This is a genomic window from Niabella aquatica (assembly GCF_054779315.1).
In genome coordinates, this window is record NZ_BAAGYM010000015.1 from 1 (window position 1) to 17,557 (window position 17,557).

General features: G+C 42.5%; 12 protein-coding genes and 1 CRISPR repeat array. Of the genes, 6 read left to right on the forward strand and 6 right to left on the reverse strand.

Going from position 1 to position 17,557, the window contains the following annotated elements:
* Window positions 1–169: 169 nt before the first annotated feature.
* The 4 genes from cysS to ACYVBM_RS12580 form a co-directional block, all read right to left on the reverse strand.
* Complete coding sequence (cysS, locus tag ACYVBM_RS12565; RefSeq protein ID WP_460686014.1) at window positions 170–1,672, reverse strand: cysteine--tRNA ligase; 1,503 nt, start codon at window positions 1,670–1,672, stop codon at window positions 170–172.
* A gap of 235 nt (window positions 1,673–1,907) precedes the next feature.
* The gene (locus ACYVBM_RS12570) at window positions 1,908–3,071 is read right to left on the reverse strand and encodes an endonuclease/exonuclease/phosphatase family protein (RefSeq protein ID WP_460686015.1); all 1,164 of its coding nucleotides are present in this window, start codon (window positions 3,069–3,071) and stop codon (window positions 1,908–1,910) included.
* Window positions 3,072–3,084: 13 nt separating this feature from the next.
* Window positions 3,085–4,026 (reverse strand): rhomboid family intramembrane serine protease, encoded by a 942-nt coding sequence (locus ACYVBM_RS12575; RefSeq protein ID WP_460686016.1) that lies wholly within the window; start codon window positions 4,024–4,026, stop codon window positions 3,085–3,087.
* Between the two features lie 105 nt (window positions 4,027–4,131).
* Window positions 4,132–4,803, reverse strand: a complete 672-nt coding sequence (locus tag ACYVBM_RS12580; RefSeq protein ID WP_460686017.1) for a rhomboid family intramembrane serine protease — start codon at window positions 4,801–4,803, stop codon at window positions 4,132–4,134.
* A 261-nt stretch (window positions 4,804–5,064) separates the two neighbouring features.
* Between ACYVBM_RS12580 and ACYVBM_RS12585 the strand changes: the two genes are divergently transcribed.
* From ACYVBM_RS12585 to ACYVBM_RS12610, 6 genes are all read left to right on the forward strand, one after another.
* On the forward strand, window positions 5,065–5,595 hold the full coding sequence (locus ACYVBM_RS12585; RefSeq protein ID WP_460686018.1) for an RNA polymerase sigma factor: 531 nt from the start codon (window positions 5,065–5,067) through the stop codon (window positions 5,593–5,595).
* Between the two features lie 51 nt (window positions 5,596–5,646).
* Window positions 5,647–6,792, forward strand: coding sequence for a glycoside hydrolase family 172 protein (locus tag ACYVBM_RS12590; RefSeq protein WP_460686019.1), 1,146 nt, complete (start codon window positions 5,647–5,649; stop codon window positions 6,790–6,792).
* 13 nt (window positions 6,793–6,805) lie between these two features.
* A complete protein-coding gene (locus tag ACYVBM_RS12595; protein ID WP_460686020.1) occupies window positions 6,806–7,855 on the forward strand; it encodes a hypothetical protein in 1,050 nt (349 codons plus the stop codon).
* 397 nt (window positions 7,856–8,252) lie between these two features.
* On the forward strand, window positions 8,253–11,432 hold the full coding sequence (locus tag ACYVBM_RS12600; RefSeq protein ID WP_460686021.1) for a SusC/RagA family TonB-linked outer membrane protein: 3,180 nt from the start codon (window positions 8,253–8,255) through the stop codon (window positions 11,430–11,432).
* A 13-nt stretch (window positions 11,433–11,445) separates the two neighbouring features.
* A complete protein-coding gene (locus tag ACYVBM_RS12605; protein WP_460686022.1) occupies window positions 11,446–13,203 on the forward strand; it encodes a RagB/SusD family nutrient uptake outer membrane protein in 1,758 nt (585 codons plus the stop codon).
* A gap of 2 nt (window positions 13,204–13,205) precedes the next feature.
* Window positions 13,206–14,651, forward strand: a complete 1,446-nt coding sequence (locus tag ACYVBM_RS12610) for a DUF4185 domain-containing protein (RefSeq protein ID WP_460686023.1) — start codon at window positions 13,206–13,208, stop codon at window positions 14,649–14,651.
* A 175-nt stretch (window positions 14,652–14,826) separates the two neighbouring features.
* On the opposite strand, the gene ACYVBM_RS12615 is transcribed toward ACYVBM_RS12610, so the two are convergent.
* A complete protein-coding gene (locus ACYVBM_RS12615) occupies window positions 14,827–15,864 on the reverse strand; it encodes a hypothetical protein (protein WP_460686024.1) in 1,038 nt (345 codons plus the stop codon).
* 113 nt (window positions 15,865–15,977) lie between these two features.
* Entirely contained in the window at window positions 15,978–16,097 is a 120-nt protein-coding gene (locus ACYVBM_RS12620) for a ribosomal protein L7/L12 (protein ID WP_460686198.1), read from the reverse strand.
* A gap of 186 nt (window positions 16,098–16,283) precedes the next feature.
* Window positions 16,284–17,468: a CRISPR direct-repeat array (repeat unit 46 nt; unit sequence GTTGTGAATTGCTTTCAATTTCAAATTAACTTTGGTCTTTGACAAC).
* The last annotated feature ends 89 nt before the right edge of the window (window positions 17,469–17,557 follow it).

Below are 17,557 nucleotides of genomic sequence, written 5' to 3' on the forward strand. Positions count from 1 at the left end.
ATGCCTCACTTAAAGCAATTTTTGCTCCAAATGAGGCATTTTTTATATCCTTTTGCTAATAAAATAAAAGCCTACACTGTATTACATATTTTCAGGAAGACCCCTCATAGTTAATAACGCATAACTCAACAATTCATATGTAATCCATGCACCAACGGTTAAAGAGGAGCTACTCCACATTCCAGCTTACGCTTCCGTCTTTTTCGTCTTTCAGGCTGATGCCAATAGTTGCCAGCTGATTGCGTATTTTATCAGAAGTAATAAAGTCTTTGCGGCTACGTGCTTCTTTTCTGATATCGATCAAAAGCTGCATTACATCCTTTAACTTTTCATTGTCGGCTTCAGATAGATTTCTCAAGCCAAATATATCTTCCAGGAATACTTTAAATTGTCTTTGCAGTTTATTGAACGTACCGGCAGATAATGCAGTAACAGCAATTGTTCCATCTTTCATACCATTGATAACCGGCGCCAGTTCAAACATATTAGCCAGCACTTTTGCCGTATTGATATCATCATTCATAAACTCGTCAAACTCATCTGTCAGCTTATTTACTTTAGCATCTAACTCCTTATCGCCGGCAGAAGAAATCAACTCGTTGCTTTTTGATTGCAGCTTTTGAAGATTTTCGTAAGCTTCCCAGAGCCTTTTTAAACCTTTTTCAGAGGCTTGCAGCGCTTCATTACTAAAATCAAGCGTGCTGCGATATTGGCTCTGCAAAATAAAAAATCGCACTACCATGGGATGAAAAGCCTGGCTTAGCAAAGGATGATCGCCGCTGAAAAGCTCCGTAAGCTTAATAACGTTATTGTAGCTTTTACCCATTTTGCGGCCATTAATGGTAATCATATTATTGTGCATCCAGTATTTAACCGGCGCAGTATGATTGCAGATAGTGCTCTGTGCAATTTCGCTTTCGTGGTGCGGGAACTGAAGATCCATACCTCCCCCATGAATATCGAATTGCTTGCCCAGGTATTTGGTAGCCATAGCCGAGCACTCAATATGCCATCCCGGGAAACCCTCTCCCCACGGGCTTTGCCAGCGCATAATATGCTGTGGTGGCGCTGCTTTCCACAGGGCAAAATCAGCGGGATTATTCTTTTCATCCTGTCCTTCCAGCTCTCTTGTATTTTCTAAGAGATCTTCTATTTTTCTTCCGCTTAGTTTACCATAATCATAATGGGCTGCATATTTCTTTACATCGAAATAGACCGACCCGTTTCTTTCGTATGCATACCCATCGGCTATGATCTTCTTGATCATTTCGATCTGCTCCACGATATGCCCCGTGGCAGTAGGCTCTATGGAAGGCGGTATATTGTTGAACTGAAGCATGGCCCAGTGAAACAGGTTGGTATATTTTTGTACCAGCTCCATGGGTTCCAGCTTCTCCAGAACGGCTTTACTGGATATTTTGTCCTCCGCTTCACGGCCCTCTTCTTCAAAATGACCGGCATCGGTAATATTTCTTACATAGCGCACCTTATATCCCAAATGAGTTAAATACCGGTACAATACATCAAATGTTACATAAGGCCTGGCATGGCCCAAATGGCTTTCGCCGCTAACGGTAGGGCCGCATACATACATACCCACATAGCCCGGTGTAACCGGCTCAAAAACTTCTTTTTGCCTTGATAAAGAATTATACACTTTTAGCTCGCTCATGGTTCTTCCTGCATTTTATAAGGTCTGCAAAAATAGGAATATTGGAAATGAAAGCAGGCAGTATGACAGGTTGGGCACATAAATTTTTAACCTGAGAGGTTTAGGTTTTTACACGCTTGAAGTATGGTACGTCACAAATCCACGAACAGATAGCTGAAAAGGGAATTATTCGTGAATCCGTGGAGTATGTAAAGCGGGGAAGTCTTCTGACCGATAAGTTTCTAGGGTAAAAAGTTTATTTTTTCAGGCTGACATCGGCCACTACCATATAATGATCAGAATAGCCTGTAGTAACCCGTTTGCACTGACCAATATTAAAATGTTCATCGGCAAGGATATAATCGATCCTTAAGGTGGGTGAAAGCGAGGTATAGGTTCTGCCAATACCAAAACCTTTTTGCAAAAATGCATCCTGCATATTGCCTTTTACGGTCTTATAAGTATACGAATTAGGTACATCGTTCATATCACCGCAAAAAATAACCGGGTAAGGGCTGTTAGCAATAATAGTATGGACCATATCGGCCTGTATACTTCTGTGTGTAATAGCTACCGAAAGTTTAGATAAAATATATCGGGTATTGCTTAATATATTTCCTTTGCCTCCTTTTATTTCCTGAATTTTAGAAAGATCTTCCTTTCTGAACTGGTTGGATTGTAAATGTGTTGTATGCACCCTGATAAGCTTTTTGCCCACTTTAATATCTGCAAATACAATAGCTTCGGGCAGTGTGGGCCTGGGAAAACGCACCATGCCTGTATCCACTATAGGAAACCGGCTGAAAATAACGTTACCATTAAATAAACGGTCACCATCCAGATCGTGATGAAAATAATAATAAGGATAACCCAGGCCTTTGCTTACGGCGACTATATTGTTATACCAGTCAGGATTTATAGATGAAGAAAACTCCTGGAAGCAAAGAATGTCTGCATTTACCTGGCCGATCTGCTTCAGCATTTTATACCGGGTCTGGCTGCCCATATTGTTATTTCTTACCATTTCAATAAAGCGGGCCACATTCCAGGTAGCGATCCTTATGGTTCCTTCATTTTTAGACTCTTTAAACGAGGCATAAAATTTAAAAGCAAAAAAATCAGTGATCTCACCACTGCCTAATATTAAGACAATCCCTGATAGCAAGGCCCATTTCCGGCGCACCAGTAACCACCATACTAAAAAAACAATAACCAGGATGAGTAAAAATGGAAAGGCAAGGCTGATCAGAGCAACCAGCGGCCAGTTCTCGGGGCTGGTATGAGGAGTAATGCAAGCCAGTAAAAAGGCCCCTGCTACGATAATGTTTATCACAAACAATACCCGATTGCTTATTCTTGCAAAAATTCCCATACTGTAATTGGCAACCGGAAGATAGAGAAGCAAAATAAAAACCGGCACATAAGTATACCTTTTACTTTTCCCTCAGATCTTCGTTACTGGCCCTTTTTAAAAATTCTTTTTCATCAGCAGAAAGTTGATCATACCCCTGCTGATTGATCTTATCAAGTATTTCATCCAGCCTTTGCTGTGTAAGTTTGGCCGTTTTTGAAAAAGGATTTTTAGCTGCATTATAAAAAAGGGTGGATTTTATCTGACTTCCTGTTTGATAAGGCTTTGAGGGATTAAACAGGTTCGTAAACCAATCGTATAAGTTATTCATCCACTCGCTTCCATCCATTCCTTTTCTTAAAAGAAAAATAAATAAAAAACCTGTTAAAGCACCGGCCAGATGTGAAATGTATAGCGCCGGGTTATGGGCCGGAAGGGTGGCCATGTCTATCGCCAGGTAAACGATAGATAATATCCAGAGGGAAAAGCCCCCACTCAGCATGGGCAGAATCTTATAATTAGGCGAAATGGTGGTTGCTGCCGCACAAACGGCCAATACCGCCGCTCCCCCGCCTAAAAAATACTGCGAATCGCCGGCTCCTGCCAATGGCATCAAGCTCCGCGCTGCCAGGAAAGCGGCAGCCCCGATAACTGTGCCATACAAAAATACCGGAACAATTTTTTTAAACCCGGTGAGATCAATTAAAATATACCCGAAACACCAAAGCCAGATAAGGCTGGCAAATAACTGCCAGATATTGGTATGAACAAAGGCATAGCTCAATACCGTCCAGGGCCTGGTTAATGCCATTTCCAGGTCGCCCGGCAACGCAAACCAGCTAAGTACATTTTTGTTAAAAACCCCTGTTACATCGCTTCCGGCAGGAAGCCTTACATAAGTCAACGCCCTGAAAAACGTAAGCACTACAAAAATGATCATAGCAATAGCAATTAAAACCACTAATGGGTTTACCCTGCTTCCATAAGACAACCTCGTATCAAAATTTCTTTCAGAAACCGCCATTCATTCCAGTTTTAGCAGATTTTTCATTTTTCACCGTCAAACCATGAAAGGTACCGGTATCCATTCCCTTTTACACCGGCCCTGCCTGGCTATTTTTGCCGTCATCTAATATAACGTTCTCCGGTTATTTTTGTTCCATAATTTTAATAAAATAAAACCGGTAAGCGCGCCGCCTAAATGGGCAAAATGCGCAATGCTATCACCGCTCCTGGTAGAAAAGCCGCCAAAAAGATCAATTGCAACCAAACCTAATACCGCCCACTTCGCTTTGATAGGAATTGGAATAAACATTAAATAAAGCTCCGTATTAGGAAAGGTCATGGCAAACGCCACCAACACACCAAATACAGCACCGGAAGCTCCTATTGCCAGGCTGCCCTGTCCTGTAATATGCTGCACTGCCAAATGCAGCGCCGCCGCACCCAGCCCGCAGATCATATAGAAGATCAAAAACCTTTTAGATCCCCACACGTTTTCCAGTATCCGGCCAAACATCCATAAAGCAAACATGTTGAATAAGATATGAAAGAACAGATACGGGCCCGAAGCAGCATGAGCAAACATGTGCGTAACAATCTGCCAGGGCCTGAAGTATTCACTGTCAATCGGCCACAGGCCGATCTTAGCTGTAAAAGCACCCTCAAAACCTCCATCTGTAAAGACAACGCCTAATCTGTTATCAAAAATCAGCTGTGCTACCCATACCAGCACATTAATAATGATCAGGTTCTTCACTGCAGGGGGAAACTTTTCTGCAGGTTTGTAATAAAAACTCATCCGGCAAAGATAACTCCCTGGTGCTATGTGGCAAATTGATTTGATAAATGAAAAATTTGGATGATTAAACGATTAAGCTTATTTTGCATTGTGCTTGCTGTAGTTAGGAGTATAATATCTTTAAATAGCTCAAACGATTAAGCAAGATAAAGTGGTTTTTATTTGGCAAAAACAGGTTCTTCTTCGGGCATGTATAGAGATTTTCGGTTGCTGAAAAATCGGGGTTAAAAATTCAGGGAGGTTATAAAAAGGAATTATCACATGACGCTACTTAAAACAAATGTGTATAATGAGTTAGACAGGGTGTCTTTTTGCCGGCTGTACAAAGACTACCAGCAGGTTTTATTCAGGAAACTGCTGCTCCTTATTGATTCTCAGGAAGTGGTAAAGGATATTGTGCAGGATGTGTTTATGAAAATATGGGTGCGCCGGAAATGTATTAAAGCTGACGCTTCGTTAAAAACGTATATGTACAGGATCGGGCATAACATGATAGTGGATCATTACCGGAGCCTTGGCAGAAAGCAACGGTTTGCCTTTACCACTTTTTCAGACAATCATACTGATAATAATACAATGTTCCCGGAAGATTGCCTGGTGGAAATAGAAGAAGTTGTCAGCAAGCTTCCGCCAAAAAGAAAGCGGGTTTTTGAGTTGTGTAAGCTGGAGCAAAAGAGCTATGAAGAGGCGGGTGAAATTTTACACGTATCGCCTTCCACAATAAGTGATCATATTGTTAAAGCAAAGCAGTTCATCAGGTCTGAATTATTTAAACAGGGCTATCCTGTATAGCAAATCAGTTCAAAAGCAATCACTTTCATCATATAAAAAAGTTCTAAAAAAATGAATAAGATCCTTTCCTTCCTTGGCATCGCAATGTTTTTGTCGTTATCATTTCAGCAGGCTTTTGCCCAGCAAATCTGGCAGCTCCGTGATTATTCGTCTGAAAGAATATCAAGTTATGACATGGCAGGCGCAAATGATGATGGAAACTGGAAGAATAAGATCAAACCAGGCAATACCCGAACCATTGGCGAAGTAACAGGGCCCGGGATCATAAAACATATCTGGATAACCATTGCCAGCAACGAACCGCAGCATCTGAAAAAAATTGTGCTTCGTATGTATTGGGACGGTGAAGAAACCCCCAGTGTGGAAGCGCCTATCGGCGATTTTTTTGGCCTGGGCTTGGGCAAGTACTTTTTGTATGAATCTAAATTTCTTTCTGTGGGCTCACAGCGTGCCCTGAACAGCTCGTTTGAAATGCCCTTCAGGAAATCAGCGAAAATTACCGTTACGAACGAAGGAAGCCAGGAAATAGATGCTTTTTATTACAATATTGATTGGGAAAAACATAAAACATTGCCGGAAAATATTGCCTACTTCCACGCCCAGTACCGGCAGGCCACCCCTACCAAAGGATGGACCAGCGAATGGAAATACAATGGAGATCCGCATATTAACAATAAAGAAAATACCACAGGCGAGGCAAATTATGTCATCCTGGAAGCAGAGGGCAAAGGTCATTTTGTAGGTGTTACACACAGCATTATTCAAAACCAGGGCGATTGGTGGGGAGAAGGCGATGAAATGATCTTTATAGATGGTGCCAAAAAACCAAAGATACATGGCACGGGCGCCGAAGATTACTACCTGGGGGCCTGGTGCTATGGTGGATGCGGCATCAGCCCTTTTGGCCATGCTAAACCCACTTTTGCATACAGCGAATACGGTAACCCTCAGAATGGCGGTGATGACCGTGGCGCACAATGGACGGTTTACCGGTACCATTCGGAGTCGCCGGTTGTTTTTAATAAATCTATCAAGATGACGATTGAGCACGGGCATGCCAATCACCGCTCAGACAATTATTATACCGTGGCTTACTGGTACCAGGTCGAGCCCCACGCGCCGTTTCCGGCCCTGCCACCTGTGAACGATAGAATACCGGAGCTGGTGAATACAGACGGACCAACGATTGGAAAATAAAACTGTGGTTGAAATGAAGAGATTTACAGTATTTGTTTTAAACGTATTTTTTTTATTGCTGTGTATTACCGCAAAAGCACAGGATTGGAAGGCGCTTGCCCCACCAAAGACAGGTAGTTTATGGTTACAGCCGGCACAGGGTGTACCGGCACAACCGGTTTGGGGACATGCCAAAGGTATCCAGGTTGGATTATCGCCCATGCCCGGACCAAGAGGGCTGCTGCGCATTTATACGCCTTACCTGGGCCATCAGGCAGGAAATGTCATGAATTTCATAGCATTTGAGCCTATAGCGAAAGGCGATGTCAACCGGGGGCTTTCAGAGCTGGAGATGAGCAAGCTGGATAATACAAGAGGGAAAAGGTTCTGGAGTGCCAACGATTCCCTGGGTGCTACTCCGGCCCCTGAAAATCTGCCGGCAAGCGGTACCATCGAAAAAATCAATGGATATGAAACCCTGACCGTTTTTGTTTTTTCAGAAGAGTTTGAAAATGGCGCGAAGGTTTATACCCGGCTCAGGTTTTATGAGAACCAGCCGTACGAGGTTGAAATCACAACCTATACTTCAGCCGGTTCTAAAGAGCTGACCAACTTTATTGTTACTGCCACCATGGGCAATTATGCACGGTTGAGAAAAGTCTATTTAAAATCAGAAGCAATTGTTTCAGGAAAACTGTGGCCGGATTACACCGGAGATGCATTTACGCCACATGCTCATTTCCCCGCAAGTGACTTTGTAACCGATAAAAAAGGATGTGCCTGGTTTATTGCTGCTCCTGACGAAAAAGACCCTGCAAAAGCGGTATATGTGGCAGGAACCCGGGACCACTGGAAATATTATGGTAAAAAAGCCACGCAGTACTGGTACAGTAAGCACACCGATAAGAACCTGGAGGGGCTGGTCAATGGCAGGTATACCTACTGGGCAAGCCGGTCGCCCATTCCAGGCGGTATTTCTTTTGAAAATTTTGAGCTGAAAGCGCCCTTTAAACAAGGAAATACTTTTGTTTTCGGGGTTAGCCCGTTAGCACCGGATGCATTCATTAAAAAGATAAAAAAATGAGGCCCGTAAAAGCCTGCAAAAGTAATGGGCTTGCCCGTTAGGTTAGTGCATAATATTTAGTATATGGCGATATTTTGGAGGCTGACCAAAAGTCTCCCTGATTGTCATATTGAGCCCGACGAATATAAACAATCAAGAAGTTAGCCTTCGTCAGTTCGATAAGCTCACATCAGACTGACGTTGCTTTTTAGTTAGTTCCGGCCGTTCGTAGCTATTGCGTTTTATGACCGGCAGCAAGATGGTATACACCTGCCGGGATTTATAATAAAAAAAAATTACAATGGGAACAGAGGTTTTTGCAGGGTTGTACGTAATAGATTAAAGAAATAATGGATAAGAACGCTTAAACGCTTAAATAATATAGTATTAATCTAAAACTATTATAACTATCGTTCATATGAAGAAAAAAACAATCAGCGCTCAATGCAAAATGATCTTAGCCTGCTTCCTTTTTTGTCAGGTGCTTTATTTGCATGTATCCGGCAACCCCGGAAAGTTGTACCAGGACAGGGTAGTCAGAGGTACTGTCACGGATAAAGAAACCGGGATCCCTCTTACCGGTGTAAATGTAACAATAAAAGGTACCGATGCAGGTACCACTACCAATAGTGCGGGAGTATACGAAATAAGCGTTACTTCAGACAATGATGTGCTTGTTTTCACCTATGCCGGAAAAAAGCCGGAAGAAAGACCGGTAACCGGTTTATCTGTAGTTGACGTGGCCATGGAAAATGAGGTAACCCTGCTTGAGGAAGTGTATGTAGGCTATATGGTACAAAGGAAAAAAGATCTTACAGGTGCTATAGCTATGGCTACCAGCACCGACATTGCTAAGAACCCCTCTGCAAATGCCATGAAATCATTGCAGGGGAAACTTGCAGGCGTGCACATTACTACTAATGGCGGAAACCCGGCAGAAGGCGTGAACGTACAGATAAGGGGACTTTCTTCTTTGTCGGGAAGTGTAAGACCGCTGATCGTATTAGACGGTATGCCTACGGAGAATTTAAATCTCCGGGATATCAATGCAGCTGATATAGAATCTATGCAGGTATTAAAAGATGCCGCATCCGCCAGTATTTATGGTGCCAGGGCGTCGGGTGGGGTAATATTGATCCAGACCAAAAAGGCAAAAATGGGGCAGACGAAGGTTGAATACTCTGGTAGCCTGGCATTAAGCAAAGTGATTAACAAGCCTACTTTAATGAATGCAGAGCAGTATGGGGAGGCTATGTTCAGAGCTTATGCTTATGATGAAAAGGTATATAATATTCCGATGACGTTGCCGCAAACCTACGATTTTACATGGCACCGGGATGCCAACGGAATGGCTGTGCTGGATGCCGTAAAACCAGCCGAATGGCTCAATGCCGATAAAACAGTAAGGGGCTCTAATACCAACTGGCTGGATGAAATTCTTCAGCCGGCAACTATGACAGAGCACCAGGTAACGGTATCTAAGGGAACTGACCGGTCGAAAAGCCTGTTTTCGCTGGGATACTTCAATAATGAAGGTACGCAGATACATACTTTTTTCAGGAAATATTCCATACGCACCAATACAGAATACAGCCTTCTGAACAATCGTTTAAAAGTGGGTGAAAACCTGGCCATATCTTACCTGCAATACAGGGATGCGAATGATCCAAATAATTCTGCGTTTAGCCCGCAACTGCGCTGGGCGTTAATAGATCCGCCTGCTGTGCCCGTGCGCGATATAAACGGGAACTGGGCCGGGGCAGCAGGATTTGATGATTTTACCAACCCGGTACGTGTACTCACCGATAACAAGGATAATATCAACCATTTTGTAAAAATCATAGGTAACGTTTTTGCAGACCTGGATATATGGAAAGGCATATCGGCCCGTACACAGTTTGGCGTAGATTACGGTAATGCATACAACCGTACGCTTGACAAGAAATGGTCAGAAACCGGTGGAAGAAACAGTAACGGAGAAAATTATGTGGGTAACGGCCAGTCGCACTCCTTAAGCTATGTATGGACGAACACTTTATCTTACAACCTCAATAAAGGAAAGCACAGCTTTAATGCGGTGGGCGGTGTTGAGTTTACCCGTTTTGTACAGGAAGGTTTTTCGGCAAGAAGAGAAGGAGTATATCTCGAAGATCGCAATTTTGCCCACCTGGGAATAACAACGGGCGAAAAATATTCGTTAGGCAGCTCGGCAGATGAATATGTGTATTACTCTCTTTTCGGCAAAGCCAATTATGCGTTTGATCAGCGGTATCTCTTCTCTGCTACATTACGCCGGGATGGATCATCACTGTTTGGTATCAATCACCGGTATGCCGTTTTTCCTGCGTTCTCGGCCGGCTGGAGGATCAGCCAGGAAAACTTTATGAAAGAGGCGGCCTTCATCTCCGATCTTAAAATACGGGCCAGCTGGGGTGCCAATGGTAGTGTACAGGGGCTGCCCCGCGGCTACACATCCACACCGTTTACAACCGACTACTTCGGCACATCCTATCCAATATTAGGAAATGAAACCGGGGCGCTGTATTCCGGTTACAGAAGAACCTGGCTGGGCAATCCCGACCTTAAATGGGAAACAACCACACAAACAGATCTGGGCATCGATTTCAGCCTCTTTAACTATCGCTTAAACGGCTCTTTTGATTACTACTTTAAAAAGACATCCGATATATTGGTACAAACGCCCTATATAGCTGCGATGGGAGAAGGCGGCGAACCATGGATCAACGGTGCCGATATGAACAGCAAGGGTATTGAACTGGAAATCGGGTATAAAGACAATACCAATAATAAATTTCAGTATTCCATTTCGGCTAATGTGGGCACCTATAAAACCCGTATCCTCAGTATACCTGAAAACGTAATCAACAAATACCCGGGAAATGGAAAAGAAGACAATGTTATTGGCAAAACACCCAATATTTTATATGGATTAGTGGCAGACGGCATTTTCAAAACGCAGGAGGAGGTAGATAATCATGCTCAGCAAACCGGTAAAGCTATTGGGCGTATCCGATATAAAGACCTGGATGGTAACGGGAAAATCGAAGAGCTGAACGACAGGGATTATATAGGTGTATTAGATCCTAAATTTTTTGGTGGTATCACTTTTGATTTTAACTATCATCATTTTGATATGAATGTATTTTTCCAGGGCGTTTTTGGCAACAAAGTACTGAACAGCTGGAAATATGAATCTGATTTGTGGAATGTAAGTGTGCCTTCCCAAAAAAATCACCCTGTAAGAATTTTAGACGCCTGGTATTTTGATAACCAGCAAGCGGATATTCCTGCCATATCCAACTCCAACCAAAATGCGGAAATCCGTATGTCGAGTTATTTTGTGGAAAACGGTTCCTACATGAAGCTGAGAAATATAGAGCTGGGCTATACGCTTCCTAAAGCATTATCCGGACGGATGAGAATGCAATATTTCAGGGTATATGCATCCGCAAGAAATATTTTAACAATGAAAAAAAACCGGGGAAAAGACCGGTTTACCAGCTTTGATCCGGAGATGCCGAATTATGGTTACCTGACTCCCGCTTTTTACACACTTGGACTTAATGTTACATTCTAAAATTATTATTGCAATGAATAAGTTTAAATACCTTTTATCTCCCCTTCTTTTCATATTGCTATTTGCAGGCTGCGACAGGTATCTGGATGTTAAGCCCAAGCAGGTGTTAGATGAAAACCTGCTGAACAAGCCTGAAGATATGGATGGGTTTGTTACCGCTGCGTATGCAAGAATGACCGATATACCTTCCTTCGATTCTCCCTTCTCTCCCTGGTGGTCGGGGTCTATGCGGGCCGATGACTCCTACAAAGGTGGTGGCGGCACCTGGGATGGAGATGGCTGGCACAATATGGAGACCTTTGTTGGCCTGAACCCTAACGGATGGCCACTCGATTATCCCTGGTATGTATCTTACCAGATCATTCAGCGATGCAATACAGCAATACAAAAGCTGCAGCTGGTTGCTGATGCAGATTTCCCTAATAAAAGTGTTCGCATTGGTGAAATGAAATTCATCCGGGCCTTTGTGCATTTCAGGTTGAAAGAGTTCTTTAAATACATTCCTTACATTGATGAAAATGTGGTTGGCTCTACTGCGGAGTTTGAAGCGGTTCCTAACCGGGATAAGGGCCAGCCCAACGACCAGTATTTGTGGGAAAAAATTTTAAATGATTTCAAAGATGCCGAAAGCCGCCTGCCCGACACCCAGCCCGAAAAAGGCAGGGTGGATAAAAACGCTGCTACTGCCATGGTGGCCAGAATCCTTATGTTTATGGCTTATGAGCAGGATGATATGCACAAGGTAGTAAACATCAACAAAGAACGGTTATCTGAGGCACTGACCTATCTGAACAAGTTAACCGCCCAGGAAGGAGCGAAAGTGGGATTACAAGCTGATTTCTCTGACAATTTCGAGGTAGAGTTTGACAATAAAACCAAAGAGTCTATCTGGGAAATACAGTATTCTATTAACGACGGCAGCTCTACAGGAGGAAAAATAAACAGGGGTGAAGGGCTGAACCATCCGTTTCAATGGGGAGGCTTTACCTGCTGCGGGTTTCACCATATAAGCTATTCAATGGGTAATGCGTTTAAAACCGGCGCCGACGGGCTGCCTTTATTCGATACTTACAATAATGGCAGCTATGCCGATGGTGCCGGTGCCTATTTCGGCAATAATACTTTCGATCCCAGGTTCAGCCATACCATAGCGGCGCCGGGACTGCCGTGGAAATATGATCCCAATCTTATTTTTGAAAATAAAGGGGTTCGCAATGCAGCAGAATATGGCTATTTCAAATCTATTAAAGAGCTTCCCCGTCCCAATTGCGGTTGTTTATTGTACGATGGCTGGCAGTTCAACTCCATGAACAAAAGAATGATCCGGTATGACGAAGTATTGTTATGGAAAGCCGAAGTGCTGATCCAGCTCGACCGGCACATGGAGGCTTTGGAACCTATCAATAAAATCCGCCAGCGGGCGGCCAGCAGTACCGGCCGGTTAAAAAAAGCCGATGGATCGCCTGTTTTGAATTATAAGATAGAAACCTATAAACCCGGCGTGAACTGCACCTGGACGAAAGATTTTGCCTGGAAAGCGATGCAGTGGGAGAACCGTTTGGAGATGGCAGGAGAAGGGCGCCGTTTCTTTGACCTGCAGCGCTGGGGAATTTTAGAGAAAACAATGAATGACTATTTTGCAGTTGAAAAAACCCGGTTCTCCTGGTTCAATGTGGCCAAATTTACTGCGGGCCGCGATGAGTTTTTCCCCATACCTCAGCCCCAGATCAATTGGGCCAAAGGTAATTACACACAAAACCCGGGATATTAGCGATGTTAAAAAGAAAGGATATAAACACTGTTAGTAATAGAAAGCATAAGCTTCATACTGTTTTTATATGCTTTCTTTTCCTGTTAATTGCCTGTAAAAAAGACAGCGAACATAAAGATGTGTTTGTGCCGGCAGATGAGATTACTGCAGCCGAAACCAACCTTATTCCAGATAAGCAAACAAAAAAAGTAGCTACGGTTTTAAGTTTCAAAAACATCAGCAATATTGATTATATCTCGGTTATAAAAAGCGGGGGAAACAGCTACTCTCAAAAAATAAGCCGCCAGGAACTATCGTCCGCTTATACTTTCAGCTACCCCATCCAGGCATCGGACCCGGAATCTTTCAAGCTGCTGCTAAAAGCATATTATACTGACGGAAATGCTTCGAACCAGCTGAGTTTGAACGTAGACAACCGTTGGGGATTTTTTATACGAAAAGTAAACCGTATTGCGCGCGTGACCGGCCGGCCGCTGGCCAACGAGACCTTACCCAACCCGAATAATACTGCCGGCAAATGGAATGTGGGCGGAACCGACCTGGGGATCATCTGGGAAATGGAACCCCAAACCTACGGGATATTTTTTGGCGACACGTTTGGGCAGGATTTTGTTCCCAACGCAGGCAATCCGGGACCCAATGGCGGTAGCTGGCGTTCTAATGTACTGGCATTTTCTGCTGATAACCAGCTGGACGACGGGCTTACCTTCAGCAGCATGGCAACCGACAATGCAGGCAATGCCCGGGAGCTTGTTCCCGGCGGCAAAGATCAGTCGGGCAATGGCAACCTCACCTCCATACCTTCTGCAGCCATCCGGGCCAATGGCGCCGATTATGTGCATTATTTCAATATAAAAAACTGGACAGGCTGGATTACCAACTATTCGGGGTTGTACAAATCGGTAGATAAGGGCCAGACATGGAAAAAGTGCGAAACGGTAGTATTCCCCGCAAACAGCCATTTTGGTATGGCGGGTTATTTTAAAAAAGACGGGTATGTGTACATGATAGGTACGCACGCGGGCAGGAATAACCCCGCTTATTTAGCCCGGTTTAAAGAGGCCGATATTGAAAACCCTGGCCAATATGAATACTGGAACAGTGCCAGCGGTAATTGGATAGCTGGCGATGAGTCCAATGCCAGCATCATCATTAACGATAAAGTAGGAGAGTTGTCTTTTATTTACAATACCCCACATAAAAAATGGATCATTGCTTATTTTAATGAAACCCGCTATAATATCACCATGCGAACGGCGGAAAATATTACCGGCCCTTGGAGCGGCCCCTACGAGCTGGCTTCCGGTAACCAATACGCTCAATTGTATGGTTCCTATTTCCACCCATTGTCTGCCTCCGGCGATAACCTTTACTTCCTGATGTCGATGTGGATGCCTTACAATGTTTTTTTAATGAAAGCCGAGCTGGCGGATATGGGTGATTTTTAGGGGAGGTCTTGCAGACCGGAACTAAAGTCTTCTTATCCTGATGAAAAGAAAGTTCCTCTTCGAATTGCTTTATTGATGCTGCTTTTTAGTTACCCCTTGCAGGGGGTTTATTTGGTATCAATGATTTCCGCTCCGCTCCAATTCAATTTCAAATTAACTTTTGTCTTTGACAACCCTATTGTATAACTTTTACAATTTTAGAATACGATGTTGTACCGTCGATATCTGTTTGTGCAATGCGCACATATATATCGTCTTCATATATTTTTGTATTGGCAGTTTCTTTAGCACAAGCTGCAAGTATACAGGCAATCCCTAACGCCAACATCAACCTATATTTTTTACGATTTTTGCCGGCAACTCCTACACCTGCAAAACCTAACAACAACGCGGGCATTCCCAAAAACAAAAAATTGCTCATATTTACATTAACAACATATTGCAAAGACGATGTTGAAGCAATGCCGGCTTGAGATTTTACCGTTGCCATTGTATTAAAATCTATTCCGTTTTTAGAAGCCTGAACTTCAAAATAATCGTTGTTGGCTTCATGTAGAGTTGTCCAGTTTACCTGCAATTGATTACCTTGTAAAGATGCCTCGATTATCCCAAAATTTACAGGCAATGCAATAGGGGCTGTAACATTTACATCATCTAAAAAAATATCAAAGTAATCGCCTTCCGTGCCAGTTCCACCGCTTATACGTTCTATTCTGAATTCATCAATATTGCCCCATGTTGCGCCGCCTAAAGTTACTAATGTGCCGCCATCGTCATTTCCGGCAGTAAAAGACTCGGATGTTGCTACAATCGAGCCGTTTTTATATCCAAGCACACGACATACAGCCGGAAAATCACCTTGCTCTACTCTTATGGATAATAACTGAAACGCGCTGCCCGATACAGGTTTTAACGACATTAAAGCTGTTACACCGCCCCATAGATAAGCTACGCCATCAGCTGGACTCGAAGACATCGATGCAATTGTAGAATTATTGGTAAAATCGACTCCGCCATCGGGGTCCAAACTTCCATTCGACAACACTGCAGACAATAGCCAGTCGTTTACAGTTACGACTGTATTCGTTGCAGACCACGAACTCCAATTGCCGTCAGTAGGTATTCCATCGAAATTTTCGCTGTTAGGAACTTGGGCAACTGTGGCAGTAGCAAACATTATACATGCAAATAACAGGTAGTTGATTTTTTTCATGACACTCATTGGTTTAAAGAGGCTTGTTCTTTTTTGTACCAAAAATACATTTTATAAAATAATTACAGGCTAACAGGAATATTGTAAAACAAAAACCCCGGCATCTGCCTATTTTAGTTTAGCTGCAATTTCGTCAGCTTCTGCTTAGAAACACTTTCTTTAATTGGTTTTGGAGCACCATCAACTAATTCTTTAACTTCTTTAAGACCTAAACATGTTAAATCTTTAACGATTTTAACTACGTTTAATTTAGAGGTACCACTTCTTTTCTGTTGTGAATTGCTTTATTGATGATGCTTTTTAGTTACCCCTTGCTAGGGTTTTATTTGGTATCAATGATTTCCGCTCCGCTTCAATTCAATTTCAAATTAACTTTGGTCTTTGACAACGAGTCCAGCACTCTTATTCTATCACCTTGCGTTGTGAATTGCTTTCAATCTTCGATTAACTTTGGTCTTTGACAACACCCACAATCCTTTGTCATCCTTAGTAACTGTTGTGAATTGCTTTCATCCATTGAGTACCTTTGATCTTTGACAACTAGCTTATAATACAAGATATAACCGGTACTGTTGTGAATTGCTTTCAATCTTAAAGTACCTTTGGTCTTTGACAACTAATAAAGCATCAGGTTTTGGTGGTTATGTGTTGTGAATTGCTTTCAATCTTAAAGTACCTTTGGTCTTTGACAACGTGGTGGTTTGAATTAGCTGGTCAGTTAATGTTGTGAATTGCTTTCAATCTTAAAGTACCTTTGGTCTTTGACAACTAAATGGTCTACAGAGGCCTCAACAGATATGTTGTGAATTGCTTTCAATTTCAAATTAACTTTGGTCTTTGACAACGTTATTGTCAGCAATCCTTTCATGTCTTGGGTTGTGAATTGCTTTCAATTTCAAATTAACTTTGGTCTTTGACAACCATCTGCTTATACTTTATCAATCATGGCAAGTTGTGAATTGCTTTCAATTTCAAATTAACTTTGGTCTTTGACAACATGAAGCAGCGCTTCATTCACAGCGTTTTCGTTGTGAATTGCTTTCAATTTCAAATTAACTTTGGTCTTTGACAACTATGATTACGGTAGGGCTGTAGGGCTGCTTGTTGTGAATTGCTTTCAATTTCAAATTAACTTTGGTCTTTGACAACAGAACCGTTTCAGATATAATTGAAGAATTAGTTGTGAATTGCTTTCAATTTCAAATTAACTTTGGTCTTTGACAACATGTGATGTAGGTCAATGGCATTACCAGCGTTGTGAATTGCTTTCAATTTCAAATTAACTTTGGTCTTTGACAACTTGATGCCAGTATTCTGTTATGGGCAAAGTGTTGTGAATTGCTTTCAATTTCAAATTAACTTTGGTCTTTGACAACTTTTAATATTACCGCCATGACTCACAACGTGTTGTGAATTGCTTTCAATTTCAAATTAACTTTGGTCTTTGACAACATTACTGTCTATATAATTTATAAGTGTGTTGTTGTGAATTGCTTTCAATTTCAAATTAACTTTGGTCTTTGACAACACCGAATTAGGCGTAGATATAGAAACACGCGTTGTGAATTGCTTTCAATTTCAAATTAACTTTGGTCTTTGACAACATCTTTTTATCATCATAAATGGCGCCTGCCGTTGTGAATTGCTTTCAATTTTCAAATTAACTTTGGTCTTTGACAACTCTTATTCCACT

What these genes read in the sequence shown, in the direction of transcription:
- ACYVBM_RS12610 (WP_460686023.1), top strand. Translation starts at nt 13,206, where the DNA reads ATGTTAAAAAGAAAGGATATAAACACTGTTAGTAATAGAAAGCATAAG.
- ACYVBM_RS12605 (WP_460686022.1), top strand. Translation starts at nt 11,446, where the DNA reads ATGAATAAGTTTAAATACCTTTTATCTCCCCTTCTTTTCATATTGCTA.
- ACYVBM_RS12615 (WP_460686024.1), bottom strand. Translation starts at nt 15,864, where the DNA reads ATGAAAAAAATCAACTACCTGTTATTTGCATGTATAATGTTTGCTACT.
- cysS (WP_460686014.1), bottom strand. Translation starts at nt 1,672, where the DNA reads ATGAGCGAGCTAAAAGTGTATAATTCTTTATCAAGGCAAAAAGAAGTT.
- ACYVBM_RS12595 (WP_460686020.1), top strand. Translation starts at nt 6,806, where the DNA reads ATGAAGAGATTTACAGTATTTGTTTTAAACGTATTTTTTTTATTGCTG.
- ACYVBM_RS12580 (WP_460686017.1), bottom strand. Translation starts at nt 4,803, where the DNA reads ATGAGTTTTTATTACAAACCTGCAGAAAAGTTTCCCCCTGCAGTGAAG.
- ACYVBM_RS12575 (WP_460686016.1), bottom strand. Translation starts at nt 4,026, where the DNA reads ATGGCGGTTTCTGAAAGAAATTTTGATACGAGGTTGTCTTATGGAAGC.
- ACYVBM_RS12590 (WP_460686019.1), top strand. Translation starts at nt 5,647, where the DNA reads ATGAATAAGATCCTTTCCTTCCTTGGCATCGCAATGTTTTTGTCGTTA.
- ACYVBM_RS12600 (WP_460686021.1), top strand. Translation starts at nt 8,253, where the DNA reads ATGAAGAAAAAAACAATCAGCGCTCAATGCAAAATGATCTTAGCCTGC.
- ACYVBM_RS12585 (WP_460686018.1), top strand. Translation starts at nt 5,065, where the DNA reads ATGACGCTACTTAAAACAAATGTGTATAATGAGTTAGACAGGGTGTCT.